The sequence below is a fragment of the Pseudomonas sp. Pse35 genome, assembly GCF_024519715.1.
GTDB classification, from domain to species: Bacteria; Pseudomonadota; Gammaproteobacteria; order Pseudomonadales; family Pseudomonadaceae; genus Aquipseudomonas; species Aquipseudomonas paracarnis.
The window spans coordinates 168,842-194,540 of sequence record NZ_JALJRP010000003.1 but is presented as its reverse complement, the minus strand read 5'-3'; the positions used below and the strand labels follow the sequence as shown (position 1 = coordinate 194,540).

The 25,699-nt window shown below is 61.9% G+C and carries 24 protein-coding genes; 14 read left to right on the top strand and 10 right to left on the bottom strand.

What is annotated here, in order from left to right; genetic code table 11:
- Positions 1-171: 171 nt before the first annotated feature.
- From hemL to OC445_RS03160, 3 genes are read right to left on the bottom strand one after another with little or no spacing between them, the layout of a single operon-like run.
- Positions 172-1,455, bottom strand: a complete 1,284-nt coding sequence (hemL, locus tag OC445_RS03170; protein WP_032895176.1) for a glutamate-1-semialdehyde 2,1-aminomutase — start codon at positions 1,453-1,455, stop codon at positions 172-174.
- 11 nt (positions 1,456-1,466) lie between these two features.
- Positions 1,467-2,096 (bottom strand): thiamine phosphate synthase, encoded by a 630-nt coding sequence (gene thiE, locus OC445_RS03165; RefSeq protein WP_034126916.1) that lies wholly within the window; start codon positions 2,094-2,096, stop codon positions 1,467-1,469.
- A gap of 30 nt (positions 2,097-2,126) precedes the next feature.
- Positions 2,127-2,924, bottom strand: coding sequence for a hydroxymethylpyrimidine/phosphomethylpyrimidine kinase (locus OC445_RS03160; RefSeq protein ID WP_054896183.1), 798 nt, complete (start codon positions 2,922-2,924; stop codon positions 2,127-2,129).
- A 275-nt stretch (positions 2,925-3,199) separates the two neighbouring features.
- Between OC445_RS03160 and OC445_RS03155 the strand changes: the two genes are divergently transcribed.
- The 4 genes from OC445_RS03155 to OC445_RS03140 all read left to right on the top strand — a co-directional run bounded on the left by OC445_RS03155 (position 3,200) and on the right by OC445_RS03140 (position 9,809).
- Complete coding sequence (locus OC445_RS03155; protein WP_198790883.1) at positions 3,200-5,599, top strand: hybrid sensor histidine kinase/response regulator; 2,400 nt, start codon at positions 3,200-3,202, stop codon at positions 5,597-5,599.
- A 195-nt stretch (positions 5,600-5,794) separates the two neighbouring features.
- Entirely contained in the window at positions 5,795-7,447 is a 1,653-nt protein-coding gene (locus OC445_RS03150) for an acyl-CoA dehydrogenase family protein (RefSeq protein WP_262019935.1), read from the top strand.
- A 182-nt stretch (positions 7,448-7,629) separates the two neighbouring features.
- Entirely contained in the window at positions 7,630-9,102 is a 1,473-nt protein-coding gene (gene amn, locus OC445_RS03145; protein WP_153475217.1) for an AMP nucleosidase, read from the top strand.
- A gap of 71 nt (positions 9,103-9,173) precedes the next feature.
- Positions 9,174-9,809 (top strand): pseudouridine synthase, encoded by a 636-nt coding sequence (locus tag OC445_RS03140; protein WP_034126920.1) that lies wholly within the window; start codon positions 9,174-9,176, stop codon positions 9,807-9,809.
- Here the strand turns inward: OC445_RS03140 and OC445_RS03135 are convergent.
- Complete coding sequence (locus tag OC445_RS03135) at positions 9,804-10,013, bottom strand: DUF2788 domain-containing protein (RefSeq protein ID WP_025999909.1); 210 nt, start codon at positions 10,011-10,013, stop codon at positions 9,804-9,806. The two genes, OC445_RS03140 and OC445_RS03135, sit on opposite strands and share 6 nt — an antisense overlap.
- Positions 10,014-10,240: 227 nt before the next feature.
- A complete protein-coding gene (locus OC445_RS03130; protein ID WP_003194418.1) occupies positions 10,241-10,720 on the bottom strand; it encodes an Lrp/AsnC family transcriptional regulator in 480 nt (159 codons plus the stop codon).
- Between the two features lie 427 nt (positions 10,721-11,147).
- On the opposite strand from OC445_RS03130, the gene OC445_RS03125 reads away from it, so the two are divergent.
- Positions 11,148-12,110, top strand: a complete 963-nt coding sequence (locus tag OC445_RS03125) for a DUF6515 family protein (protein ID WP_198790885.1) — start codon at positions 11,148-11,150, stop codon at positions 12,108-12,110.
- Here the strand turns inward: OC445_RS03125 and OC445_RS03120 are convergent.
- Positions 12,107-13,000 carry a cation diffusion facilitator family transporter gene (locus OC445_RS03120; protein ID WP_089042504.1) on the bottom strand — a complete coding sequence of 298 codons (894 nt, stop codon included), beginning with the start codon at positions 12,998-13,000 and terminating at the stop codon, positions 12,107-12,109. The genes OC445_RS03125 and OC445_RS03120 overlap by 4 nt on opposite strands.
- 9 nt (positions 13,001-13,009) lie before the next feature.
- Entirely contained in the window at positions 13,010-13,429 is a 420-nt protein-coding gene (locus OC445_RS03115) for a polyribonucleotide nucleotidyltransferase (protein WP_089042503.1), read from the bottom strand.
- 253 nt (positions 13,430-13,682) lie between these two features.
- Between OC445_RS03115 and hrpB the strand changes: the two genes are divergently transcribed.
- Together hrpB and OC445_RS03105 are read left to right on the top strand one after the other, a co-directional pair.
- Positions 13,683-16,193, top strand: a complete 2,511-nt coding sequence (hrpB, locus tag OC445_RS03110) for an ATP-dependent helicase HrpB (RefSeq protein WP_198790886.1) — start codon at positions 13,683-13,685, stop codon at positions 16,191-16,193.
- Positions 16,194-16,321: 128 nt separating this feature from the next.
- A complete protein-coding gene (locus OC445_RS03105; protein ID WP_198790887.1) occupies positions 16,322-17,077 on the top strand; it encodes a hydroxypyruvate isomerase family protein in 756 nt (251 codons plus the stop codon).
- A gap of 3 nt (positions 17,078-17,080) precedes the next feature.
- Here the strand turns inward: OC445_RS03105 and OC445_RS03100 are convergent, their stop codons facing one another.
- Together OC445_RS03100 and OC445_RS03095 are read right to left on the bottom strand one after the other, a co-directional pair.
- The gene (locus OC445_RS03100) at positions 17,081-18,169 is read right to left on the bottom strand and encodes an endonuclease/exonuclease/phosphatase family protein (protein ID WP_054896177.1); all 1,089 of its coding nucleotides are present in this window, start codon (positions 18,167-18,169) and stop codon (positions 17,081-17,083) included.
- A 41-nt stretch (positions 18,170-18,210) separates the two neighbouring features.
- On the bottom strand, positions 18,211-18,870 hold the full coding sequence (locus OC445_RS03095) for a YciC family protein (RefSeq protein WP_032873246.1): 660 nt from the start codon (positions 18,868-18,870) through the stop codon (positions 18,211-18,213).
- 182 nt (positions 18,871-19,052) lie between these two features.
- Here OC445_RS03095 and OC445_RS03090 point away from each other — a divergent pair, with 182 nt between their 5' ends.
- From OC445_RS03090 to OC445_RS03070, 5 genes are all read left to right on the top strand, one after another.
- Positions 19,053-19,778, top strand: a complete 726-nt coding sequence (locus OC445_RS03090; RefSeq protein ID WP_054896176.1) for a DUF2076 domain-containing protein — start codon at positions 19,053-19,055, stop codon at positions 19,776-19,778.
- A gap of 119 nt (positions 19,779-19,897) precedes the next feature.
- The gene (locus OC445_RS03085; protein WP_003194396.1) at positions 19,898-20,374 is read left to right on the top strand and encodes an NYN domain-containing protein; all 477 of its coding nucleotides are present in this window, start codon (positions 19,898-19,900) and stop codon (positions 20,372-20,374) included.
- Between the two features lie 25 nt (positions 20,375-20,399).
- The gene (locus OC445_RS03080; RefSeq protein ID WP_054896175.1) at positions 20,400-21,011 is read left to right on the top strand and encodes a PolC-type DNA polymerase III; all 612 of its coding nucleotides are present in this window, start codon (positions 20,400-20,402) and stop codon (positions 21,009-21,011) included.
- Positions 21,012-21,878: 867 nt separating this feature from the next.
- Positions 21,879-22,445 (top strand): hypothetical protein, encoded by a 567-nt coding sequence (locus OC445_RS03075; protein ID WP_054918081.1) that lies wholly within the window; start codon positions 21,879-21,881, stop codon positions 22,443-22,445.
- Complete coding sequence (locus tag OC445_RS03070) at positions 22,435-22,698, top strand: hypothetical protein (protein WP_054918078.1); 264 nt, start codon at positions 22,435-22,437, stop codon at positions 22,696-22,698. Before OC445_RS03075 ends, OC445_RS03070 begins: the two co-directional genes overlap by 11 nt.
- An 85-nt stretch (positions 22,699-22,783) precedes the next feature.
- Here OC445_RS03070 and OC445_RS03065 read toward each other — a convergent pair whose 3' ends face one another.
- Positions 22,784-23,245 carry an Lrp/AsnC family transcriptional regulator gene (locus OC445_RS03065; protein ID WP_054918076.1) on the bottom strand — a complete coding sequence of 154 codons (462 nt, stop codon included), beginning with the start codon at positions 23,243-23,245 and terminating at the stop codon, positions 22,784-22,786.
- A gap of 160 nt (positions 23,246-23,405) precedes the next feature.
- Here OC445_RS03065 and yedA point away from each other — a divergent pair, with 160 nt between their 5' ends.
- Together yedA and OC445_RS03055 are read left to right on the top strand one after the other, a co-directional pair.
- On the top strand, positions 23,406-24,302 hold the full coding sequence (yedA, locus tag OC445_RS03060; protein ID WP_072448278.1) for a drug/metabolite exporter YedA: 897 nt from the start codon (positions 23,406-23,408) through the stop codon (positions 24,300-24,302).
- 48 nt (positions 24,303-24,350) lie between these two features.
- Positions 24,351-25,685: a DEAD/DEAH box helicase gene (locus OC445_RS03055; RefSeq protein ID WP_198790888.1), complete on the top strand. Its 1,335-nt coding sequence runs from the start codon at positions 24,351-24,353 to the stop codon at positions 25,683-25,685.
- The last annotated feature ends 14 nt before the right edge of the window (positions 25,686-25,699 follow it).

Here is a 25,699-nt window from a genome sequence, read left to right as displayed (position 1 = left end):
GCGCATTATGAAATAAGCAGGCCTCTGCTTACAAAGTCTTTACTCGTTTTTCTGCTGCTTGGGCAAGTTATCTGCCGGATTGCAGGGCAATTCTCGAAAAAACCAGGAATTCTCTGTAAGCAAAGTAGCAAATCTGACGCTGCCAGGGGCAACGTCAGAGGTTGCCGTCACTTATTTCAGGGCCGCGAACGCGCGCTCGGCAGCATCCAGGGTCAATTTCAGTTCGGCTTCGCCATGGGCGATCGAAGTGAAGCCGGCTTCAAAGGCGCTCGGTGCCAGGTACACGCCGCCTTCGAGCATCAGGTGGAAGAAGCGCTTGAACAGCTCGGCATCGCTGCCCATCACGTCATCGAAGGTGACGATATCGTCGGCGCCGCTGAAGTACAGGCCGAACATGCCACCGGCCTGGGTGGTCACAAACGGGATGCCGGCGGCGTCGGCGCGTTGTTGCAGGCCGTCGAGCAGGCGTGTGGTGTAGTCGGTCAGCTCGGCGTGGAAGCCCGGGCGGCTGATCAGGCGCAGGGTGGTCAGGCCGGCGGCCATTGCCAGCGGGTTACCCGACAAGGTGCCTGCCTGGTAGACCGGGCCGAGCGGGGCGATGTGTTGCATGATCTCGCGCTTGCCGCCGAAGCAGCCTACCGGCATGCCGCCGCCGATGATCTTGCCGAAGGTGCTCAGGTCTGGCGTAACGCCGTAGTAAGCCTGGGCGCCACCGAGGGCGACCCGGAAACCGGTCATCACTTCGTCAAAAATCAGCACCACGCCATGCTTGTCGCACTGCTCGCGCAAGCCCTCAAGAAAACCCGGGGCCGGTGGAACGCAGTTCATGTTGCCGGCAACCGGCTCGACGATGATGCAGGCAACGTCCTGGCCGACTTCGCTGAGCATCTGCTCGACGGCTGCGATGTCGTTGAACGGCAAGGTCAGGGTGTGCTTGGCGAACGCCGCAGGTACGCCAGCGGAATTGGGTACGCCTTGGGTCAGCGCGCCGGAGCCGGCTTTTACCAGCAGGCTGTCGGAGTGCCCGTGGTAGCAACCTTCGAACTTGATGATGTTGTCGCGGCCGGTGAAACCACGGGCCAGGCGGATCGCGCTCATGGTGGCTTCGGTGCCGGAGCTGACCATGCGCACCATTTCCATCGACGGCACGATCGAGCAGACCAGGTCGGCCATCTCGGTTTCCATCGCGGTCGGGGCGCCGTAGGACAAGCCGTGCTGCAGTTGCTGGCGCACCGCGTCCAGCACGTCCGGATGGCTGTGGCCGAGGATCATCGGGCCCCAGGAGCCGACATAGTCGACATAGCGCTTGTCGTCTTCATCGGTGACGTAGGCGCCTTCGGCATGCTTGAAGAACAACGGCGTGCCGCCCACGCTCTTGAACGCACGCACGGGGGAGTTCACACCGCCGGGGATGTGTTTCTGGGCGTTGGCAAACAGGGTTTCGGAACGGGACATGATCGGGCTCTCTAAACTGAAGATTTAAGAAGATGGTTGAACGCACGGGCGCGGCGAGTGACTTCCTGGGTGCTGTCGGCACCGAACAGGCCATGGACCACGGCGAGCAGGTCGGCCCCGTGGGCCACCAGCGGCTCGGCGTTTTCCAGGGTGACGCCGCCGATCACGCAGATCGGCAGGTGCAGGCGCTTGCGGGCCTGGGCCAGCATGTCAACGGTGGCGGCGGGTGCGCCGGGTTTGGTCGTGGAGTTGAAGAAGCGGCCGAAGGCCACGTAGCTGGCGCCTTCTTTGGCGGCCTGTTCGGCCAGTTCGATCTGGCTGTGACAGGTGGCGCCGATGATCGCCTTGGCGCCTAGCAATGCCCGGGCCGAGGTCAGCGGGCCGTCGGTCTGGCCCAGGTGCACGCCGACGCCCAGGCGCGCGGCCAGTTCGGCATCGTCGTTGATGATCAATTGGGTCTTGTAGCGTGAGCACAGTTCATAGAGCTTTTCGGCTTCACGCAGGCGCCGTGCCTCGTCGCTGCTTTTGTCGCGGTACTGCAACAGGGTGACGCCACCGTCCAGCGCCGCCTCGACGTAGGCGAGGAATTTGCCGGCCAACAGCTGGCTGTCGGTAATGGCGTAAAGGCCGCGTAGTTTCATCGGGCAAACCCCTTGCTGACGAGCGATAAGTTACGAGCAGAAATCCAGCGGCAATCGGCGCGGCACGAACTGGCCCTGGCCGAGTTGTTCGGCATCACGCAGGGTACGCCACGTGTAGTTGAGAGCCGTTTGCACGGCGCTGGCCAAACCTTCGCCTTGGGCAATGCGCCCGGCCAGCGCACTGGCCAAGGTGCAACCCGAGCCGTGATAACTGCCGGGCAAGCGCTGGCAGGTAAAGGTCTGGCGCGTGCCGTCGCGGCTGTACAGGCGGTTGTGCACTTCGTGCTCGTCGCCATGGCCGCCGGTGATCAGCAGGTGCTTGATGTACGGCAACAGCTTCTCGGCGCAGTCGTCGGCGCTGCCGTCGGGCAGTTCCGCGAGGATGCGCGCTTCTGGCAGGTTGGGGGTGGCGATCAATGACAGGGGCAGCAGCCGCTCGCGCATCGCATAACCGACCTCGTCCTTGCCCAGGCTACCGCCGCCGCCGGCGCGCAGCACCGGGTCGCAGACCACCGGCAAATGCGGGTGCGCCTGCAGCAGTTCGACCACGGTGTCGACCATCGCAGTGGAGCCGAGCATGCCCAGCTTGACCGACGCGACTTCAGAGTCGCCGAGCACGGCATTGGCCTGGGCCAGTACCCACTCACGGTCAAGCACGCGGAAATCACTGACATTGACGGTGTTCTGCACGGTCAGCGCGGTGACGGCCGGGGCCGCGTGGCAACCCTGGGCGAGCAGGGCTTCGATATCTGCCTGCAGGCCGGCGCCACCACTGGGGTCGTGGCCGGAGAGACAGAGGACAACGGGGCGAGAACTGTAGATATTCATGGTGCGCGAGCTTACCACCAAACGCTTTTTGCGTGGCTGCCTGGCGATGGCAGAAGTTTGCTGTTGCAGCGTCGCTTTGTGTGGCCGAACGCTGCAACGCAGCGGTCTGAAAGCATTGCGCTAGAGCTGTTCTAAAAAAAGTTCCGGCAGTGGCTAATGGCTTTTACTGGCTATGCTAAAGTGCATCCCAATAACTTACTGTATCGCCGGTGTACGTCTTCTCAAAAGGAATGGGGGGCTTTTGACACAACCGGACCAGGCTACGCTGGGGCTCTATGCGCTATTTGCTGATGTTTATATTGTGCGGGCTACCGATGCTCGCCGGCGCTGTCGAGTTCAACCAGGACACGCGCAGCCTCCCGTTGGGCCGGGTCATGCAAGTGCTCGAAGACCCAACCGATGCCCTCACCATCGCCGATGTCAGTTCCCCCGCCTATGCCGCCCAATTCAAGACCCACGACAAAGACACGCTCAATGCCGGCTATTCACGCTCGGTGTTCTGGCTGAAGGTCAACCTGCACTACACCGCCAAAGATCCCCGCGCACCGCGCACTTGGTTTCTGGAGCTGGCCTACCCGCCGCTCAATCGCCTGGACCTCTACCAGAACGACGGCACCGGCCACTACCGCCTCACCGCCCGCACCGGCAGCGCATTGCCGTTTTCCAGCCGTGAGGTGAGCCAGAGCAACTACCTGTTCAAGCTCAGCTTCTTGCCCGACCAGCAACAAACCGTCTACCTGCGCTTGCAAAGCCAAGGCTCGATCCAGGCACCGCTGACGTTGTGGGCGGGCACCGCCTACATGGAAGAGCAACCGTTGCGTTTGTACGTGCTCGGCGCCATCTACGGTGTGTTGTTGGGCATGTTGATCTACAACCTGTTCATCTACCTGAGCGTACGCGACACCAGCTACCTCTATTACATCTTCTATATCGCTTCGTTCGGCTTGTATCAGCTGTCGGTCAATGGCGTTGCGGTGGAGTACTTCTGGCCGAACAACCCCTGGTGGGCGAATGCGGCGGTTCCCTTCCTGATCGGCTCGGCGGCCTTGTTCGGCAGCCTTTTCGCGCGCAGTTTCCTGCACACCGCGCAGCACAGCCGCTGGCTCAACCGCATCCTGCTGGCGCTGGCGGCCTGTGGCGGGTTGGTGATGGCACTGGCGCTGTTGACCAGTTACGCCGTAGCTCTGCGCCTGGCCACTGCGCTGGCGCTGGTGTTTACCGTGACCATCTTCGTGGCGGCCATCAAAGCCTGGTATTGCGGGCAGCGCATGGCGCGTTATTTCATCATCGCCTGGTCGGCCTTCCTGCTCGGCGGGGTGATCAATACCCTGATGGTGCTGGGTTATCTGCCTAACGTGTTCCTGACCATGTACGCCAGCCAGCTCGGCTCAGCCATTGAAGTGGCGCTGTTGTCCCTGGCCCTGGCCGACCGCATCAACGGCATGCGCGAACAGCAGGCGCAGATTCTCCTCGATGCCAGCCAGAAGCTGGAAGCGCTCAACCAGCAACTGGCCCGCAGCAATCGCCTCAAAGACGAATTTCTCGCCACCCTGACCCACGAATTGCGCACGCCGATGAACGGTGTGATCGGCTCTTTGGAACTGATGCAAACCGTGCCTTTGGACGATGACCTGACGCAGTACCAGCAAACCGCCGCCGGCTCGGCGCGGGACATGATGCGCATGGTCAACGGCATCCTCACCCTCACCGAGTTGCAGGCCGGTCGCCTGGTGGCCCAGCCGCAAGTGTTCAGCCTGCGTGGCGAGCTCGATACCTTGCGCCAGCAGTTCACCGGCAGCGCCCAGGCCAAGGGCCTGGCGTTCTCCATTGACGTCGCGGATGAGCTGCCAGACCGGCTCATCGGCGATGCCCAAAAGTTGCGTCAGTGCCTGGATTGCCTGCTCGACAATGCGTTCAAATTCACCCACGTCGGCGCGGTTCGTTTGCGTGTGGTGGGCGTGCCGCAAGGGGATGGGGCCTTGCACTTGAGCTTTATCGTCACCGACACCGGTATCGGCTTTGCCTTTCTCGATGAGGCCACGTTGTATCAGCGTTTCTTTCAGTTGGACGGCTCGATGACGCGTGAATACGGCGGCCTGGGCATTGGCCTGGCGATTTGCCGGCAGTTGATCGAACTGCTGGGCGGGCGCCTGACCCATCATTCGGAGCCCCGTAAAGGCAGCCGCTTCCAGTTGGAAATGGACGTCAGCGCGGTGCCGCAGCAGGTGACGCCGGCCGCGCAGGCTTTGCCTGCACAGCGTGCGCCTCAGGAATGCACGGTGCTGTTGGTGGACGACAACAGCGTGGGCCAGTTGGCGGTGCGTGGCATGTTGCTCAAGCTCGGTTACCGGGTCAAAACCGTAGACAGCGGCCCGGCGGCGCTCGCTGCATTGCAGGGGCACAGCTTCGACGCCGTGCTGCTGGATGTGCCAGAGGGTGGCTTTTCGTTGTGCTGTCAGATTCGCGCATTGCCTGGCTGCGGTGAATTGCCGGTGATCGCCCTGAGCTCTTCGCCCAATGGGCCGGAGCGTGAGCGCTGCCATGGCATTGGCATGACGGATCGGCTAGCCAAGCCGGTGCGTTTCGATGCTTTGCAGGCGGCACTTGAACGTAGCGTGCTGTGCGCGGATGAGGGTGAAAGCGCCGAGCATTCGGCACGTATGCCACTTTTTTAAGCGCGGTGGCGATGCTTAACTGAAAAAACCGGCCTCAATCGATCCGTGTTTTTTGTAGAAGCGAGCTTGCTCGCGAAGAACGTCAACGATAACGCGCCCCGCCTGGGTTAGCGCGTTGCTCTCAGGTTTTTCGCGAGCAAGCTCGCTCCTACAGGCAGCCTGAGATCGATGCGGCCTTTTTCCAGGAGGCCCGTCATGAACCTGCATCAGTTTGCCGAAACCCACGACGTCACCAACCAGCCACCGTCCCTGGACGGCACTAACCTGTATCGCATCGACTTGCCTTTGCAGGAATGGTCACGCCGCTTCGGCGCCGGTTGGGCCCAAGCGCGCATTGAAGCATACGGTGCGCTGGCCGGTGGGCCGTTGATGGCAGCCGGGTTCCTGGCCAACCAGAATAAACCGGTGTTCAGCAGCCATGACCGTTATGGTCATCGTATCGACCTGGTGGAGTTTCACCCGGCTTATCACGAGTTGATGCGCACCGCCGTCGAGAATGGCCTGCCGTCGTTGCCGTGGGCCCACCCGCAGCCTGGCGCCCATGTGGCGCGTGCGGCGATGACCTACCTGCATAGCCAGGCCGAAGCCGGCAGCGGCTGCCCGCTGACCATGACCTTCGCCTGCGTCCCGGCCCTGCGCCTGCAACCGGAGCTGGCGGACCTCTGGCTGCCTAAAGTACTCAATACCCACTACGACCCACGCAATGTCGGCATCGCCCACAAGGCCGGCGCCACTATCGGGATGGCCATGACCGAGAAGCAGGGCGGCACTGACGTACGCGCCAACACCACTCGCGCTTACCCCGTAGGCGCGGGTGGCCCCGGCCAAGCCTACGAACTGGTGGGGCATAAGTGGTTCTGCTCGGCACCGATGTGCGATGGCTTCCTGACCCTGGCCCAGACCGACAAGGGCCTGACCTGTTTCCTGCTGCCCCGGCACCGACCGGACGACACGCGCAACGAGTTCTACATCCAGCGCTTGAAGAACAAACTCGGCAACTGCTCCAACGCCTCCAGCGAAGTGGAGTTTCGCGGCGCCCTGGCCTGGATGGTCGGTGAAGAAGGCCGCGGCGTTCCAACCATTATCGAAATGGTTGCCATGACGCGCTTCGATTGCATGGTCGGCTCCAGCGCCTTGATGCGCCAGGCGCTGACCCAGGCCAGCCATCACTGCGCCCATCGCCAAGTGGGTGGCCGCGTGCTCAGCGAGCAGCCGCTGATGCAGAACGTGCTGGCCGACCTGGCCCTGGAAAGCGAAGCGGCCCTGGCCTTGAGCCTGCGCATGGGGCGCGCCCTGGATCAGCTTGATGATGAACATGAAGCCAAGTTCGCCCGGCTGGTCACGGCGGTGGGCAAGTATTGGATCTGCAAGCGAGCGCCGGCGATGATCAACGAAGCCGCCGAATGCATGGGCGGCGCCGGGTACGTGGAAGACAGCATCCTGCCGCGTCTTTATCGTGAGGCACCGGTGAATTCGACGTGGGAAGGTTCCGGCAATGTGCAGTGCCTGGACGTGCTGCGTGCACTGTCCAAAGAGCCGGGTGTGCTGGAGGTGCTGTTTGTGGAACTGGGGGATGGCCATGGCGACAAACAGCTGGCGCGGCATATCGAGCAGTTGAAGGCGGCGTTCATGGACACCCAGGATATCCAGTATCGGGCACGGCAACTGACCGAGGACATTGCCCTGGCGTTGCAGGCCAAGTTGCTGTTGGAGGCGGGTAATGCGGCGGTCAGCGATGGGTTTATTGCCAGCCGGCTGGGTGAATCGTCGGGGCGGGTATATGGCACCTTGCCGCGTGGGGTGGATGTGCAAGCTATTGTCGCCCGCTCAACCCCACAATCCCTCTGAATAAACACAGTCAAATGTGGGAGCTGGCTTGCCTGCGATAGCGGTGGTCCAGCCAGCAATTATGTGGCTGATAGACCGCTATCGCAGGCAAGCCAGCTCCCACCTATCAAAGCATTCCACTTCCGGTGTTTCGGTGAGGCCTGGATACAGGCAAGATAAAGGCCTGCAAGTCAGAACACAGGATGCTTACCGTGACCGAAGCTTTTGTTGTCGTTAAAACCGCCGAAGAAGCCGTGGACCGGCTGGCGGCGCTGCATGAGCGTGCGACTGGCGCGCTCAACCAAGCGCTCAAGCAATACCTCAAGGACCGCGTCGAACCCGACGCCGCTCAACGCGCACTGTTTCGCTACCCGGAACTGCGCCTGACCTACCACTGCCACGGCGAAGTCCCACAGACCACTCGGGCGTATGCCAAGGTGCAACTGCCGGGTACCTACAGCGTCACCGTGACCCACCCGGCCGCGTTCCGTAAGTACCTGCTGGAGCAACTGGTGCCGCTGATGCACGACTTCACCGTGACCGTGGAAGTGGGCGTCAGCCAGCAGAACATCCCGTACCCCTATGTGGTGGAGCAGGGTGATGAACTGGCCGGCTCCGGCGTCACCGCCGCGACCCTGGCTCGTGTATTCCCCAGTACCGACCTGTCCGCCGCCACCGACGGCATTGCCGATGGACTGTACGACTGGGAAAACACCGACCCGCTGCCCCTGGCCCTGTTTGATGCCGCCCGCGTGGACTTTTCCCTGCGTCGTCTGGTGCATTACACCGGCAGCGACTGGCGCCATGTGCAGCCGTGGATCTTGCTGACCAACTACCACCGCTACGTGGACCAGTTCATCCTGCATGGCCTGGAGCAACTGCGCAGCGACCCGCGGTTTATCCGTATGGTGCTGCCCGGCAACGTGGTGATCGACAAGAGCATGGACCACGGCGAAGCCTCGGCCATTGCCGCCGGCGTGGTCTGGCACCGCTACCAGATGCCGGCGTATCACCTGCAGGCCACTGACGGCCACGGCGTGACCTTGGTGAACATCGGCGTAGGCCCGTCCAACGCCAAGAACATCACCGACCACCTGGCCGTACTACGCCCGCATTGCTGGCTGATGATCGGCCACTGCGGCGGCCTGCGCCAATCCCAGACCATCGGCGACTACGTACTGGCCCACGCCTATATGCGCCGCGACGGGATTCTCGACCGCGTGGTACCGCCGAACATCCCTATTCCGGCCCTGGCCGAAGTGCAGCTGGCGCTTCAGCAGGCGGCTGCCAAGGTCACTGGCGAAAAAGGCGAAGAGCTGAAAAAACGCCTGCGCACCGGTACCGTGCTGACCTATGACGACCGGAACTGGGAACTGCGCTGGGCCCAGGAGCGGCCGTTGATCAACCTGTCCCGTGCCGTGGCCGTGGACATGGAAAGCGGCACCATCGCCGCCCAGGGTTACCGTTTGCGCGTGCCTTACGGCACCTTGTTGTGCGTATCGGACAAACCCTTGCACAGCGAGATCAAGCTGCCGGGTTCGGCCAACGCGTTCTATGAGCGTGCGGTCAGCCAGCACTTGAAGATCGGCATCGAGGCGGTCGACCTGTTGCGCACCGAACTCAACTCGTTGCACTCGCGCAAACTGCGCAGCTTCGACGAACCGCCGTTCCGCTAAGCGGTTGGGATGGTCATTTGGCGGTCAGGCCACTAGCATTGTCGGTCCTGACCGTTAGATGTTCCTTTGCCATGTCCCGTCCCAGCCGTCCTGATTCGCGCCGTCCTGGCGTGAAACCACCGCACTCTGCCGCTCGCCGCGTTGCCAAGGCGCCACCGGCCGAGCCCAAGTTGATCCTGTTCAATAAACCCTTCGATGTGCTGACCCAGTTCAGCGACGAAGGTGGGCGCGCGACCCTCAAGGATTTTATTGATATCCCCGGCATTTACCCGGCAGGGCGCCTGGACCGTGACAGCGAGGGCCTGCTGCTGTTGACCAACGATGGTCAGCTACAAGCGCGGATTGCCGACCCCAAGCACAAACTGGCGAAAACCTACTGGGTGCAGGTAGAAGGTGAACCCACCGAAGAACAGCTGCAACGCCTGCGCGAAGGCGTGGAACTCAACGACGGCATGACCTTGCCGGCCGAGGCACGGCAACTGGATGAGCCGGCATTATGGCCGCGCAACCCGCCGGTACGCTTTCGCAAAAGCGTGCCGACGTATTGGCTGGAGTTGGTGATACGTGAAGGGCGCAACCGTCAGGTACGGCGCATGACCGCAGCAGTGGGCTTGCCGACGCTGCGCCTGGTGCGCGTGCGTATTGGTGAGTGGTCGATCGACGGCTTGGATCAAGGCCAGTGGAAGGCAGTGCCGGCGCGCTTATAAGGCGCCGGATTCAATCAGGCCGATCACCACGCTCTTGATGATGAACGCCGCCACGCCCAGGCCCAGCACGAAAAACAGGATGAACGAACCAAAACGCCCGGCCTTGGACTTCTTCGCCAGGTCCCAGACGATGAAGCCCATGAAAATGATGAGGATAGTGACCAGGCCGGTCATCATCCATTCTTCAAACAGGGCGGGGTCGATGTTGTTCATGGGGCTCTTCCGACAAGACAAGCGAGCAGTATACGGCAGCGTCACAGACGCAACATTGACCTGAGTCCTGCACGGTCAAACTGTGGGGGGCCTGATGTCATTGTAGGAGCGAGCTTGCTCGCGAAAAACTCACAGACGCCGCGTTCATTCAGGAGGCACGGGTTATCGTTAACGTTTTTTGCGAGCAAGCTCGCTCCTACAGTTGAGCATCGTTGTTCTCAGGTGCGCAGGTGGGTCAGGGGCAGTTCGGTGCTGTTCAATACCTGGTTGAGCACAAAGCTGGACCGCACGCTGGTCACCCCTTCGATTCGGGTCAGATGCCCCAGAAGCAATTTCTGATAGTGATCCATGTCCGGCACTACCACCTTCAACTGGTAGTCCGCATCCATCCCGGTCACCAAACTGCACTCCAGCACTTGCGGCAGGGTGCGGATGGCGGCTTCGAAATTCTCGAAGCGTTCCGGCGTGTGACGGTCCATGCCGATCAGTACGTAGGCCGTAAGGCTCAGGCCGAGCATCTTGCGGTCGAGCAGGGCGACCTGGCGGGCGATGTAGCCGTCGTCTTCCAATTGCTTGACCCGGCGTGAGCAGGGCGAAGGCGACAGGCCGATGCGTTCGGCCAGCTCCTGGTTGGAGATCCTCGCGTCGCGCTGCAATTCCGCCAGAATACTCAGGTCGTATCGGTCAAGCTTGCTCATTGGGTTGGCCTTTGTCGTAACTATTGCGGTTAATTATCCATGAAGGGTTAAAAATTGCGCAAGCACTGTTTATTGACGCAATCTTCGCAATCCTCTGCCCGCCTGGCACGCCTATGATTACCAACAGAATCACCGCCTGGACAACAGTCCACAGCAGCGCGCCCAATCAGGCCCGTTGCGGCCGCCGCCCCAGCAGGGTTGAGCCGGCCTCCAGGCTGCACACTGTCCACAAGACGGCGTGAGGTGAGCCAACGTCAAAAGCGTTGAGCACGGACGAAATTCTCAAGGGGTGGCCGACGGGTCACCCCTTTTTCTTTGTGCGCGTTTTGCCTTCAGAAAATAGTTCTCGTGACTGATAACCTGTCTCAGAACCGGGCGAGGCTTTTCCAGTCTCATGATCAAGCCCCAATCCGCAGTGAGGAAAAGCATGAAGCGCATCTGGCGTATGGCAGGTGTTGGTTTGCTGGTGGTCAGCGTCGGCTCCCAGGCGATGGCCGACGAACGCGATAACTCACCGGGCCAGGGGCAACGGCCTGAGCACAATCAGCCACGCCCACAAAACCCGCAGGGTGATCGTGGCGGCGAGCACGAGGGTGGCCAATGGCAAGGTCGGCCTCAAGGTCATGAGCCGGGGCGACCAGCACCGCAACCGCAACCCTCCAATAACCTGCCGATCCAGGGCCGGCCCGATACCGTGCGCCAGACCCAGGAGCCGCGCCAGGGTTATTACCGTGATATTCCCAGACGCCCCGATGACAACCGGCATTGGGAGGCCGGCGGCCCCGGTTCGCGTCCGAGTAACGATCGCCCCGGTGATAACCGCTGGCCAGGCCGCCCCGACGGGCATGGCAATGGCTGGGGCCCAGGCCCGCAGCATCGCCCTGGATATGTCATCGACCGTTTCCCCGATCGCAATTACCGCGTGCCTTACCGTGGCCAGGACTACTTTTTCTCCGGCGGCTACTGGTATCGCCCCCAAGGCCCACGCTACGTAGTGGTGACGCCGCCCTATGGCATTCGCGTGCATTACCTGCCGGACTACGCACGTGAAGTGTGGGTAGGCGGCTCGCTGTTGTTCCTCGCCGCAGGCGCCTATTACGCCTATGAGCAAAGCACCCAGCAATACGTGGTGGTGCAGCCGCCGGCGCAGGTGCCGTCACCCCAGCCAGCGCCGCAAGGCAACGGCTATGACGTAGAGGCATATCCTGCCAATGGCCAGTCCCCGGCCCAGGTGCAGCAGGACGGCTACGACTGTTATCGCTGGGCGGTGCAACAAAGTGGCTTCGACCCGCGCACCGTTACCTACGCCCCGGACCCTGCGGTAGTACAAACCTACCGCCAGGCCCAGGGCAACTGCCTGGGCAGTCGTGGGTATCAGGTGCAGTACTAGGTTTTGTTGCCGGTGACCACTTCCCGCGGGTCGGCGTGCACCAGCACTTCGGCCTTCGGATATTCGCGGTGGATGGCATCGGCGGCCTGGTCGCTGATGCCGTGGGCCACCGACAGGGTCAATTCCCCTGGCAATTCCAGGTGCAACTGCACAAACCAGTGGTTGCCGGAAACCCGCGTGCGCAAGTCGTGGGCGCCCAGCACGCCGGGTACGCCGCGGGCCAGTTCGAGCATGTGCTGGCTGACATCCGGCGGTAGCTCTTCGTCCATCAACACCGCAAAGCTTTCCCGGGCGATCTGGATCGCGCTCCACAGTATGTAGGCGGCGATCCCCAGGCCGAACCAGGCGTCGACCTGATGAAAGCCCACCCCAGCCAACACCAGCGCAATCAGGATGCTGCCATTGAGCAGCAAGTCCGAGCGGTAATGCAGCGAGTCGGCGCGCACCGCATTGGAGCCGGTCTCGCGCACCACGCGGTGTTGCAGCACCAGCAGAGCCACGGTCAGCGCCAGGGACAAGATAATCACGCCGATACTCAACCACGGTGCGCCAACCGGCTCTGGGTGCTTGAGCCGTTCATACGCCTGGAGCGCAATCAGCACCGCACTGCCGGCGATAAACAAGGCCTGCGCCATCCCCGCCAGCGACTCCGCCTTGCCATGCCCATAACGGTGATCGTCATCGGCCGGGCGCAGGGCGTAATGCACTGCCAGCAAATTCAACAGCGAAGTGACGCCGTCGAGCAGTGAGTCGGTCAGCCCGGCGAGCATGCTCACCGAGCCGCTGAGCCACCAGGCGATGGCCTTGGTCACAATCAACACACAGGCCACGCCCACCGAGGCGCGGGTGGCCAGGCGCAAGAGCCTTGCGTGTTCGGGGCTGCTGGTCATGAGCTGTCCTTACGCGGCAGGCTGCAGGCCCAGGGCCGCCAGTTGCTGCACGCTGCCCTTGAACTGGATCAGGCGCGGGTCATCCAGCGGCAAGGTGCGGCCGGTTTCCTTCTGGATGATGCTTTGCAGCTTGGCGTTATCGACCTTGCCGTCGGCGCCGATGGCTTCGTGCAGTTTCTGGGGGTCAACCTGAGCTGTTTTGCCCGGCTCGAAGTAAATGGCGCCCGTGGCGAAGTCGACACCGAAGGCGATCAGGCCGGGGATCACATAGAACAACAGGCCGAGGGCATCGAGTACCGCGATGGTCGGGTCGATCTTGCCGTCGATCTGGCCACGGCGGTCGGGGTAGAAAATCGACCCGCAGGCGGTAAGTTGGCTCAGCAGGGTAACGGCGAGGACACCGCCGATGACACGGGAAGCGATACGCATGAAAAAGTCTCCTGAACATATTTAAGGGTGACTATAAGCCAGATCGGCCAGGCGCCGATGAATCCATGTGGGAGCTGGCTTGCCTGCGATAGCGTCGGCTCGGGGAATACAGTGGCAACTGTCATACCGCTATCGCAGGCAAGCCAGCTCCCACCTTTGACTGCATTCCCAGTCCCAAGAGTGGCTGTTTTTGAGACCCGCATCGGCATCCGGCAGTTCGCCGTTATACTCGCCGCTCTGCTTTGGAGCCAGTATGAATTCGTTGCCGATCGATGATGTTTTACCCGCCTTGCGTGACGCCTTGGCTCATCGCCATGAAGCCGTGCTGGAAGCGCCCCCCGGAGCCGGTAAAACCACCCGCGTGCCCTTGGCTTTGTTGCATGAGCCCTGGCTTGCCGGGCAAACCATCCTGATGCTCGAACCCCGGCGCCTGGCTGCCCGTGCTGCTGCCGAGCGGCTGGCCAGTGAACTGGGTGAAAAGGTCGGTGAGACCGTGGGCTACCGCATTCGCCTGGACAGCAAAGTCGGCCCCAACACGCGCATCGAGGTTGTCACCGAAGGTATCCTCACCCGCCGCCTGCAGGACGATCCGGCGCTGGACGGCGTGGGCTTGTTGATCTTCGACGAATTCCACGAGCGCAGCCTCGACGCCGACCTGGCGCTGGCCTTGAGCCTCAACGGACGCGAGCTGTTTCGCGACGAGCAGCCGCTGAAAATCCTGCTGATGTCCGCCACCCTTGAAGGCGAACGCCTGGCCGGCTTGCTGGATGACGCGCCGATCCTGCGCAGTGAAGGGCGCATGTTCCCGGTGCAGATGCGCTGGGGGCGACCCTATCAGGCCGGCGAGTTTATCGAGCCGCGCGTGGTGCAAACCGTCCTCGAAGCCCTGCATGACGAGGCCGGCAGCGTGCTAGTGTTTTTGCCGGGGCAGGCGGAGATTCGCCGGGTCAACCAGCAACTGGCCGAGGCCCTGGGTGATCGCCCTGACGTGCTGTTATGCCCTCTACATGGCGAGCTGGACCTCAATGCACAGCGCGCCGCCATCGACCCGGCGCCGGCCGGCAAGCGCAAAGTGGTGTTGGCTACCAACATCGCCGAGACCAGCCTGACCATCAACGGCGTACGCGTGGTGATCGACGCCGGGTTGGCTCGGGTGCCGCGTTTCGACCCCGGCAGCGGCATGACCCGCCTCGACACCCAGCGCATCTCCCGCGCCAGCGCCACCCAGCGCGCCGGTCGGGCAGGTCGGTTGGAGCCGGGGGTGTGTTACCGGTTGTGGTCCGAAGACCAGCATGACGGTCTGGCCGCTTATGGCAGCGCGGAAATCCTCGCCGCCGATCTGGCGGGGCTGGCCTTGCAACTGGCCCGTTGGGGCGTGACGCCCAGCCAGTTGGTGTGGCTGGATGCGCCACCCACAGCCGCGTATGCCCAGGCCCAGGACCTGTTGCAACGCCTCGGTGCATTGAACGACGAAAACCTCACCGCCCATGGCCAGAAGATGGCCGAGTTGCCCGCCCACCCGCGTATTGCCCACCTGTTATTGCGTGGCCAAGACCTGGGGCTCGCCGCCACCGCCTGTGACGTGGCGGCGCTGTTGGGCGAGCGCGATATCCTGCGCGGCGGCGGTGCCGATTTGCACAGCCGCCTGGCGCTGATGTCCGGCGAGGAGCGTGCGCGAGGTACCCAGGGTGGCGTGCAGCGCGCCAAGCAACTGGCCCGGCAATACCGTGGCTACCTGCGCGGCAAGGCGACCCAGCCGGTGGACAACCCCGACCACCCGCGCTGGCTCGGCGCCTTGCTGGCACTGGCCTACCCGGACCGCGTCGCCCAGCAACGTCGCCCCGGTGGCGCTGAATACCGCCTGGCCAATGGCCGCGCAGCGCTGTTTGCCGAAGCCGACAGCCTGATGAAACAACCCTGGCTGGTGATCGCCGACCTGGGCAGCCGCCAGGGCCAGCGCGAAGAACGCATCTACCTGGCGGCGGATTTTGATCCGGCACTGTTCGACACGGTGCTGACCGAGCAAGTGCGCAACGTCGACCAACTCGACTGGGACGAGCGCGAAGGCGTCTTGCGTGCCGAGCGCCAACGCAAAGTCGGTGAACTGGTGCTCAGCCGCGAACCCCTGACCGGCCTCGACGAATCCGCCCGCAGCCAGGCGCTGGTCAACCTGGTGCGCCGCAAAGGCCTGGAACTGCTGCCCTGGACCCCGGAACTACGTCAGTGGCAAGCCCGTGTGATGCTGCTGCGCCAACTGGATGCCGGCAACACCAGCGAGTGGCCCGACCTCAGCGACAAGGCCCTGCTCGCCAGCCTCGAACACTGGCTGATGCCTTACCTGGGCAAGGTCTCGCGCCTCAGCCATTTCGCCAATCTGGATATCTCTAGCTACCTGCACAACCTGCTGCCCTGGCCTTTGCCCCAACGCCTGGAAGAGCTGGCGCCGCAGCATGTGAAAGTGCCGTCGGGGTCATCGGTACGCCTGGACTACAGCGAGCAGCCGCCGATCCTGGCGGTGCGCTTGCAGGAACTGTTCGGGCTGGCAGACACCCCGCGCATTGCCGGCGGACGCCTGGCCGTGAAGTTGCACTTGCTGTCCCCGGCGCGTCGGCCGGTGCAGGTCACGCAGGACCTGGCGAACTTCTGGCGCAGTACCTATGCCGAGGTGAAGAAGGATCTCAAGGGGCGATACCCCAAGCATTATTGGCCGGATGACCCGTTGGTGGCCGAAGCGACGGCCAGGATCAAGCCCAGAAAGCCCTGAGTGTTCAAGTCATTCCCAGTCTTTACGCAGGCTGGGCTCATTACCTGAAGGCTTGGAATCAAGGATTCGGCCGCCAACGATACCCAAGGCTGATGATTTCGTTTTTTCCCAGGATGGATATGTACCCAATGCTCAAGTTCAATGCTCACCTCGGTTTCCAATTCAACGAGTTGCCTTTTCTGCAACGCATCGAAGCCGCCGCCGCTGCCGGTTTCAGGGCAGTGGAGTTCCCGTCACCCTATGAATTCGACGCCAGCCTGCTCGCTGACCATCTGGCCCAATACAACCTGCCGTTGATTCAGTTCGCAGCGCCAGCGGGCGTGACCAAAGGCATCGCTGCCTTGCAGGGCAATGAACAGGAATTTCGCGAGGGGCTGCGCGAGGCGGCCCGCTATGCGAAGGCGCTGAACTGCTCGGATGTGCACATCATGTCGGGCGTGACCACGCCTCAGGATGAGAGCGCGCTTGCCTACACCAATAACCTGGAATACGCGGTCAAGTACCTTGAAGATCAGGGTTTGCGAACGTTGATTGAAGTCATCAGCCCGCAGGCGATGCCTGGCTATTACCTGTCTGACTTCAGCAAGGCCCAGCAGGTGCTGGAAACCTTTACGAGTGTCGGGCTGATTCTGGACCTTTACCATGCCCAGTTGTTGACCGGCGACCCAGCCGGGGTGCTGGCGCAGTTTTACGACAGGACCGTCCATGTACAAATCGCCGACAACCCGGGGCGTCATGAGCCGGGCACCGGGACCATGGACTTTGCTGGCTTGTTCGCGGCGCTGGAGCAGCGTGGCTACCGAGGATGGATCGGCTGTGAATACCGCCCATCCGGCACCACGGTTGCCAGCCTTGAGTGGCTTAAGCCCCTCCTGAAACCCTAGGGGTTATTGCGCGGCAGGCAACAGGAATCGGGCGATCACCGGCAGGTGATTGGAAATACGCAACGTATCTTCCTGGCGCACCTTGGCTTCCACGCGTTTGACGCGCGAGCTGTAGAACAGGTAATCCAGCGTGCGATCCGGGCCATCAAGGCCTGGGTCGTTGGGGAAGTGCGTCAGCCATTTCTCGCGGTCGATGCCACTGGATTGGCTGTTGCTGGGGATCATCGGGTACTTGTCCCACAGCAGATGCAACTCACTGTCCGGCGAATACTGGCCACGCTTTTCTGCGTCCAGGCGCAGGAACTGGCCCAGTGGCAGCAGGTTGAAATCCCCGCCAATCAACCAGGGTGTGCCGCGACCTTCGAGTTTATCCAGCAGTCTTACCGTACTCGTCACTTGCTCCCGCAGGGCACTGCGCCCTGGCGCACCGGCGTCCAGGCGGGTGTTGAGCACCGCCAGTTGGCCTCCGTCGCTCAAGGGCAGATACGTCAGCAGCAGGGCCGGCTTGGGTTGGAACTGCCGGCTGACGAAGTTGGCATCGGCGGTTGGCAGTTGCAGGCGTTCGGCATGTTCGATCTGGTAGCGGCTGAGCGTAGCGAGCTTGCGCCCGACGCTGCCGAAGATATGCAGGCTGGGCACAAAGTCGGCTTTCCAGTCGAAGGCCTGGGCGCTGCACGGGTAGAGGTCGACCAGACGCTCCTGTAACAGCGCAAGCTGGTCCTGATAATGGGAAGGCTTGGCGCCTTCGTCGACTTCCTGCAACAGCAGGATGTCGGGCTGTTCGTCGCGAATCACCCGCGCCACTTCGTCGAGGCTAAAGGCCATGTCTTCGACGGTGGGGCGATCGTCCGGGCCGCTGCCGTCCGGGGTGTCGTACCAGAACACGTAGTTCTTGCCGGCCAGGTATTGCACATTCCAGGTCATGACCTTGAGCGCCTGCCCCGGCAGCAGTGTCGGGGCGCGGGGTGCCACGCAGCTGACGGGCAGGGTCTCTTTGTCGGCAGGGCGCCAGGTCAGGCTGTAGATCAGCGCGGCCAGCAGGCCGGCGATGATCAACAGGCTCAACAGGGTTATGCGCAATAAACGGGTCATCGGCTCGGCTTATATGCGTGTCAGAAGAGCCACGGAGCATATCACCGCACGTCGGCGTCGCCACCGATCAGCATGAATAAACGGAACAGCACCACGCTGGTGAACAGTTGCAGGAAGCTGTGGGCGCTGTCCATCAGCAACCCCAGCAACGGCGCGGGCTCAGGGTACGCCGCCACGCTGGCGCCCTTGAGCAGCCACAACGGCGTCATCACACACAGCAGGCACACCAGGATGCGCCAGAAATGCCCGCGGGTCAGGCGAAAGCTTTCCTTCATCGCCTCCAGGGCGGGCATGCCGCGCAGCACCAGCAGGTATTCGGCAAACGCCAGCACCACCATCAGCCACAAGCCCGGCAGGAAATACAGCGACAGCCCCAACAGAATCAGCAAGGTGCTCATGGCTGTCAGCAGGGCAAAACGCGGCCACAGGCTCAAGGCCATGGCCCACACGTCCTTGGTGCGCGGCGACTCGCCCCGGGTGCGGGCGTCGAGAAACAGGATCAGGGCGCCGGTGTACAGCGGGTACACCAACAAACCTACGACCACGCTGTAGCCGGGAAACGCATCCGGGCCCAGCGTGTGGTCCAGCACCTGTTGCAGCAAGGCTTCGAGGATCACCAATGGCAGGCACAGCTGGACGATGGCGCCCAGGTTGCGCTGGGTAAAGCGGAAGGAGTCGCGCAAAACGTCTAACGGATTCATCAGGGTCATCACAGGCCTGGAAGCAGAGGGCCACACTTTAACCGATCAGGGTCCAAGGGGCGCAAACGTAAACCTTGAGTAAAGACCATTGAAACAACTCGTAACATCCCCATAACTGGAAAGCCCCCAGCCTGATCACAGGCGGGACCGGAATTTTTTATCGGCAATCTAACGAGGTCGCCATGAACAGCGAAGAGCAAACCCTGATCGATGGACTGTTTTCACGGTTGCAGCAAGCCGAAACGGACTCAGCCCCCCGCGACGCCCAGGCCGAAGCGCGGATCAAGGAGCATATGGCTCGCCAACCTGCCGTCGGCTACTACATGACCCAGTCGATTCTGGTACAGGAACATGCGCTGCAGAGTCTTGACGCGCAGAACAAGCAACAGGCCCAGCAGATTCAGCAATTGCAGGACGAGCTGCAACGGGCCAAAGCCACGCAACCTGCGCCGGCCAGCGGTGGTGGGTTCCTGTCGAGCATCTTTGGCGGCGGTTCCCGTGAGCCACAACCTGCGCCGAGCAACTCAGGTGGCGGCTGGCGTGAACCGGCGCGGCCATCGTTCAACCAGCCAGCGCCCCAGCAGAACTATCAGCCGGCGCAAGCACCGGCAGCCGCGCCAGCCGGCAGTGGCTTCCTCGGTGGTGCCATGAAGACCGCCGCCGGCGTGGCCGGTGGGGTGTTGCTGGCCGAAGGGATCAGCAGCCTGTTCCATCACAACCAGCAACCGCAGGTGGTGGAGGAGATCATCGAACAACCGGCACCGGCCAGTGATTCAGGTAACTGGGGCAACGATGACCAGACGTTTGCCGGCAATGACAGCTGGGGCAGCAATAACGCCGATAGCTTCGCCGACAGCGATTATTCCGACGATTCCTCTTCCTTTGGCGACGACGATTCCTTCGTCTGACACATCAGGCCCGGGGCGCTGCGGCGCTCCGGTCTGATTTTTTCCCGGAAACGCTCCCTTGGCTGGCATACTGGCGCCCTTTCCGGGCGCTGGCGCCTGGCTGTCCATGAGGAAGTGCGGTGAAAAAAATTGCAGTGTTCGCCGATGTGCAAAACCTCTACTACACCGTGCGCCAGGCCTATGGTTGCCACTTCAACTACGCCGCCCTGTGGGCTGACATCAGCGCGCGCGGGCAGATTGTCGAGGCGTACGCCTATGCCATCGACCGCGGCGACAGCAAGCAGCAGCAGTTCCAGCAGATCCTGCGCAACCTGGGCTTCACGGTAAAACTCAAGCCGTATATCCAGCGCAGCGACGGCTCCGCCAAGGGCGACTGGGACGTGGGCATCACGCTGGACATCATGGACGCCGCCGACCATGTCGACGAAGTCGTATTGGCCTCTGGTGACGGTGATTTCGACATGTTGCTCGAACGCATCATCCACAAGCATGGCGTGCGGGCCGTGGCCTACGGCGTGCCGGGGCTGACGGCCAACTCATTGATACGCGCCGCCAGCCACTACGTGCCGATCGAAGGCGCGTTGTTGCTCAAATAGATCGTAGAACGGAGTTGGAACAGGTTTGGAACGTATAGCGGTCATCGACTTTGAAACCACTGGCATCACCCCCAGCAGCCACTGCCGGGCCACGGAGATTGGCGTGGTCATCCTCGAGCGTGGGCAGATCGTGGACCGCTACCAGAGCCTGATGAACGCCGGCGTGCGCGTACCGGCGTTTATCGAACAGCTCACCGGCATCAGCAACGCCATGCTGCGCAGCGCGCCACCGGCTGAACGGGTGATGAACGAAGTCAATGAGTTCGTCGGCACCACGCCCTTGATGGCGCACAACGCCGCGTTCGACCAGAAGTTCTGGGACTTTGAGCTGGGCCTGATCCGCCGCACCCGCCTGCAAAAGTTCGCCTGCTCCCTGCTGCTGGCCCGCCGCCTGATGCCGGCGGCGCCCAACCACAAGCTCGGCACCCTCAACGCCTACGCCAAACTGCCCCACACCGGCCAGGCTCACCGGGCGCTGGCGGATGCGGAAATGGCCGCCAACCTCACAGCGCACCTGGCCCAGGAACTGCGCCAGACTCATGGCTTGCGGGAGCTGTCCCATGACTTGCTGTGCACCTTGCAGAAAGTGCCGGCCGCGAAGATCAATGAGCACCTGAAGAAACATCGCGGGTTTTAAGGCCTGGCGCTGATCGTCCCCACGCTCCGCGTGGGCATGCATCTGGAGACGCTCCGCGTCACGACTTTAAGAGTGGACGCAGAGCGCCCAGGGCGGCATTCCCACGCAGAGCGTGGGAACGATCAGCAAACAGCGCGGGTTCTGATCCGGCTACTGCCTCAAGAACACTGGAGTTCCCATGTGGGAGCTGGCTTGCCTGCGATAGCGGCGTATCAGCCAGCCATTTATTGCTTGACCCTCCGCTATCGCGGGCAAGCCCGGCTCCCACAGGGGTTATGCGTCGTTTGATCGTCCCCACGCTCCGCGTGGGCATGCATCTGGAGACGCTCCGCGTCACGACTTTAAGAGTGGACGCAGAGCGTCCAGGGCGGCATTCCCACGCAGAGCGTGGGAACGATCAGCAAACAGCGCGGGTTCTGATCCGGCTACTGCCTCAAGAACACTGGATTTCCCATGTGGGAGCTGGCTTGCCTGCGATAGCGGCGTATCAGCCAGCCATTTATTGCCTGACCCTCCGCTATCGCGGGCAAGCTCGGCTCCCACTTGGGTTATGCGTCGTTTATCGAGGCTGTGGGCACTCCAACGCCTGGCCCACCACCCCCTTCGCCATCTCCACCCAACGCATCTCATCACACCGTCCGACGCGTGGGCCTGGGCGTCGGACTTGCACGTCCGGTCACCAAGCATTCGATGACAGGGCGAGACTGGCTACCGAATCCGACGCAAACAAGGCACCTGAGCGCTGAATGGTCGGTAGGTCAAATCCGTCTATGAGCTAGGACCTTTCTGGTTTTCTTCTTTACTCATCCATCACGTTTTACTGCGACCTACCATTCTGTGTGTCATTCACGCACAGGGACAAAGAACATGCAGGAAAGCGACCTTCATACAGCGATCATGCGAAGCAAGTTGGAACTTGAATCAAATGGCATTGATCTGGGTTCCAGTTCAAGCATGGCGTTTCATGTGGGCAACACGATGACAAGCTGCCCGGCAGTCATGGTGTTGCCGAGTTTGCCAGGTTGGAGTCATGGCCCTCATTACCAGTTACTCAAGCCGATTCACGCTGACCCCGTTGCGCCCGATACGACGTTTGATGAACTCTGGAAATGTACACAGCAACACTACGGCCTCACGGCAGCCACAGTGATCACTGACGCGGCGGGCATACCCATAAGCAAAATTGCGGTGGGTGCTTGGGTTCACGTCGGCTCCAGCAAAACCACGAACCTGGCTAGCCTGATCGGAATGCGCTTTTTCCCTCGTACGTTGATCAGGCAACCCACCATGGACAGAATGGCAAAGGCAACGTTTGGCACGGTGCGGGTATTTGGCATCATCGGGCGAGGCATGCCCTTCGTCGCTGCCGGGCTTGCAGTCTTTGACCTGGTCAGTATTGGTAAGTGTGCCTATGAGGCGAGAAATGGAAGGTAGCCTGGCCAGAGCCGACATCAGCGAAAAAGTGATCCAGCTGTTCGTGGATATCATCGGTTTTATCGACCGAAGCGAAGTGACGGAGCACACCGATTTCATCCATGACTTCGACATCATTGATGACGACGTGACCTGCTTTGTCATGCAGATCAAGTGGCAGTTCAAGCTGCAAGCGACGCAGGAGGATTGGGATCACATCACGACCATCGAGCAGATAGTCGATTTGATCGTCCAGCGTTCGACTCTTCGGTGAGGCCACTGACGCCATCGCAGGCAAGCCAGCTCCCACAGTTGACCGCGTCGCTCGGGCAGTACGCGATCCCTGTGGGAACGATCGCTCAGCCAGCATTTTTCCCATTGGCTTCCAATTGCCCCAACGGCACCCGCCGTTCTATCGCGCTGGACAAAATAATCGAGGTCTTGCTGAACCCAAACTTCGCTACGCGGTTAATCAGGCTCTCCAACTCGGGCATCGAGCCCACCGCCGCTTGCATGATCACGCATGGGTCGCCCGTGACCCGGTGGCATTCGGTCAGTTCGGGTATCTCTGCCAGGGCGTCGTACACCTTCTGGCTGCCATGATTGGTCAGCCGCAGTTCGATTACGCATTGAATCGGCAAGCCCACTTTGGATAAATCCACCTTGGCCTGGTAGCCGGTGATCACGCCGCTGGCCTCAAGCTTGGCCACGCGTTCGGCCACGGCGGGGGCGGAAAGGTTCACGGTGCGCGCCAGTTGCGCGTAGGAAGCACGGCCATCTTCAAGCAGGGCGCTGAGGAGCATGCGGTCGTATTTGTCCATGATAAGGCTCCGGTTGCGCGTGGCTTTCGAAAACACGGTTTATAGCCTTGATAACCATGGTTTGAGAAGTGTATTGGCGTTTTAAACAGGTTTTGTAACTTAAGTTTATCCGCCTTCGTTTCTAGAATAAGTCTCCCATTTCCTGCCATAGAGCCGCCCAATGCCTGGCCCACGTCGCTTTCCCTTACCGTTGATCGCCGCCTTTTTTGCGTTGTATGTGATCTGGGGTTCCACCTACCTGGTGATCCGTATCGGCGTGGAGTACTGGCCGCCGCTGTTGCTGGCGGGGATTCGGTTTTGCACGGCGGGGGTATTGATGTATGGCTTCCTCAGATGGCGCGGGGTGCCGGCGCCGACCTGGCCGCAGTGGAAGGCTGCCGGGATGATCGGCATTTTGTTGCTCACCGTGGGCAATGGTGGCGTCAGCGTGGCGGAACATATGGGCGTGTCGTCCGGCGTGGCGGCGCTGGCGGTGGCGACGGTGCCGCTGTTTACCTTGCTGTGTGGTTTTTTCTGGGGCGCGCGTAATACGCGGTTGGAATGGGCAGGCGTGCTGCTGGGGATCATCGGCATCGCCATGCTCAACATGGGCAGTACCTTGCAGTCGAGCCCACTGGGCGCGGTGTTGCTGTTGATGGCGGCGGCGTCCTGGGCCTTCGGCTCGGTGTGGAGCCGCCATTTACCGCTGCCCCAAGGCGCCATGGCCAGCGCCGCGGAAATGCTCGTGGCTGGCGTGGCGCTGCTGATCGTCAGCGCATTGTCTGGCGAGCACCTGAAGGCCATGCCGCCGCTGGAAGGCTGGCTGGCCCTGGCGTACCTCACGGTGTTCGGCTCGATCATCGCCTTCAACGCTTATATGTACCTGCTCAAGCACGTACGCCCGGCGGCGGCGACCAGCTACGCCTATGTGAACCCGGCCGTCGCCGTGTTGCTGGGGATTGTGTTCGTGGGTGAGAGCATCGGCCTGGAAGAAGCCCTGGCAATGCTGGTGATCATCAGCGCGGTGTTGCTGATCAGCCTGCCCCAATGGCGCAAGCCCAAACCCGAAATAAGGTAAACTGCCGCGCATTACGCCCTTGCGCTGAATTTTTCCTACGGTAACTACATGACTTTCGCCACCCTTGGCCTGATCGAACCCTTGCTGCGCGCCCTTGAGACGCTTGGCTACCAGACCCCGACGCCGGTGCAGGCGCAAGCCATTCCGGCAGTGCTGGCCGGTCGCGACCTGATGGCCGCGGCCCAGACCGGCACCGGCAAGACCGCAGGTTTTGCCTTGCCGCTGCTGCAACTGCTGACCCTGGAAGGGCCGAAAGTCGCCGCCAACTCGGCGCGTGCGCTGATCCTGTGCCCCACCCGTGAACTGGCCGAGCAGGTTCATGCCAGCGTTGCCGAGTACGCCCAACACCTGCCGCTGACCACTTACGCGGTGTACGGTGGCGTGAGCATCAACCCGCAGATGATGAAGCTGCGCAAAGGCGTCGACATTCTGGTCGCCACCCCTGGCCGCCTGATCGACCTGTTCCGCCAGAACGCGCTGAAGCTCAACCAGCTGCAAACTCTGGTGCTGGATGAAGCCGACCGTATGCTCGACCTGGGCTTCTCCGAAGAGCTTGCCAACATTTATCGCATGCTGCCGAAAAAGCGCCAGACCCTGCTGTTTTCCGCGACCTTCTCCGATGACATTCGCCTGCTCGCCGGGCAGATGCTCAACGACCCGCTGAGCATCGAAGTCAGCCCGCGCAACGTTGCCGCCAACACCGTCAAGCAGTGGGTGGTGCCGGTGGACAAGAAGCGCAAGCCGGAGCTGTTTGTGCACCTGATGCGCAAGGGCCGTTGGAAGCAAGTGCTGGTGTTCGCCAAGACCCGCAACGGCGTGGATGCGCTGGTGGACAAGTTGCAGGGCCTGGGGGTCAACGCCGACGGCATCCATGGCGACAAACCCCAAGCCACCCGCCAACGCGCACTGGACCGCTTCAAGGCCAGCGACGTGCAGATCCTGGTGGCCACCGATGTGGCGGCCCGTGGCCTGGATATCGAAGACCTGCCGATGGTGGTCAACTTCGACCTGCCGATCGTGGCCGAGGACTACATCCACCGTATCGGCCGTACCGGGCGTGCGGGCAACACCGGTGAGGCGATTTCCCTGGTGTGTGCCGATGAGGTGAACATGCTCTCGGCCATCGAGATGCTGACCCGCCAGACTCTCACCCGCAAAATGGAACCGGATTTCGAGCCGGAGCACCGCGTGCCGGAAACCGATGCCAGCGGGCAGGTGGTGAAGAAACCGAAAAAGCCGAAGAAGCCGAAGGCGTCCGGCGGTGGCGGCAAGCGCAACCTGGGCAAGTGGGTGGACAGTGGGGAAGTAGCCCCGGCTGAGCCGTCGATCAAGCCGGTGCGCAAGGTGCCGGTGTTTAATACTGGGCCGCGTAAGAAGAAGTGATTGATCATTCCCAC

Coding starts and splice junctions, on each gene's coding strand:
- hemL (WP_032895176.1), bottom strand. CDS start 1,455: ATGTCCCGTTCCGAAACCCTGTTTGCCAACGCCCAGAAACACATCCCC.
- thiE (WP_034126916.1), bottom strand. CDS start 2,096: ATGAAACTACGCGGCCTTTACGCCATTACCGACAGCCAGCTGTTGGCC.
- OC445_RS03160 (WP_054896183.1), bottom strand. CDS start 2,924: ATGAATATCTACAGTTCTCGCCCCGTTGTCCTCTGTCTCTCCGGCCAC.
- OC445_RS03155 (WP_198790883.1), top strand. CDS start 3,200: ATGCGCTATTTGCTGATGTTTATATTGTGCGGGCTACCGATGCTCGCC.
- OC445_RS03150 (WP_262019935.1), top strand. CDS start 5,795: ATGAACCTGCATCAGTTTGCCGAAACCCACGACGTCACCAACCAGCCA.
- amn (WP_153475217.1), top strand. CDS start 7,630: ATGCTTACCGTGACCGAAGCTTTTGTTGTCGTTAAAACCGCCGAAGAA.
- OC445_RS03140 (WP_034126920.1), top strand. CDS start 9,174: ATGTCCCGTCCCAGCCGTCCTGATTCGCGCCGTCCTGGCGTGAAACCA.
- OC445_RS03130 (WP_003194418.1), bottom strand. CDS start 10,720: ATGAGCAAGCTTGACCGATACGACCTGAGTATTCTGGCGGAATTGCAG.
- OC445_RS03125 (WP_198790885.1), top strand. CDS start 11,148: ATGAAGCGCATCTGGCGTATGGCAGGTGTTGGTTTGCTGGTGGTCAGC.
- OC445_RS03120 (WP_089042504.1), bottom strand. CDS start 13,000: ATGACCAGCAGCCCCGAACACGCAAGGCTCTTGCGCCTGGCCACCCGC.
- OC445_RS03115 (WP_089042503.1), bottom strand. CDS start 13,429: ATGCGTATCGCTTCCCGTGTCATCGGCGGTGTCCTCGCCGTTACCCTG.
- hrpB (WP_198790886.1), top strand. CDS start 13,683: ATGAATTCGTTGCCGATCGATGATGTTTTACCCGCCTTGCGTGACGCC.
- OC445_RS03105 (WP_198790887.1), top strand. CDS start 16,322: ATGCTCAAGTTCAATGCTCACCTCGGTTTCCAATTCAACGAGTTGCCT.
- OC445_RS03100 (WP_054896177.1), bottom strand. CDS start 18,169: ATGACCCGTTTATTGCGCATAACCCTGTTGAGCCTGTTGATCATCGCC.
- OC445_RS03095 (WP_032873246.1), bottom strand. CDS start 18,870: ATGAATCCGTTAGACGTTTTGCGCGACTCCTTCCGCTTTACCCAGCGC.
- OC445_RS03090 (WP_054896176.1), top strand. CDS start 19,053: ATGAACAGCGAAGAGCAAACCCTGATCGATGGACTGTTTTCACGGTTG.
- OC445_RS03075 (WP_054918081.1), top strand. CDS start 21,879: ATGCAGGAAAGCGACCTTCATACAGCGATCATGCGAAGCAAGTTGGAA.
- OC445_RS03070 (WP_054918078.1), top strand. CDS start 22,435: ATGGAAGGTAGCCTGGCCAGAGCCGACATCAGCGAAAAAGTGATCCAG.
- OC445_RS03065 (WP_054918076.1), bottom strand. CDS start 23,245: ATGGACAAATACGACCGCATGCTCCTCAGCGCCCTGCTTGAAGATGGC.
- yedA (WP_072448278.1), top strand. CDS start 23,406: ATGCCTGGCCCACGTCGCTTTCCCTTACCGTTGATCGCCGCCTTTTTT.
- OC445_RS03055 (WP_198790888.1), top strand. CDS start 24,351: ATGACTTTCGCCACCCTTGGCCTGATCGAACCCTTGCTGCGCGCCCTT.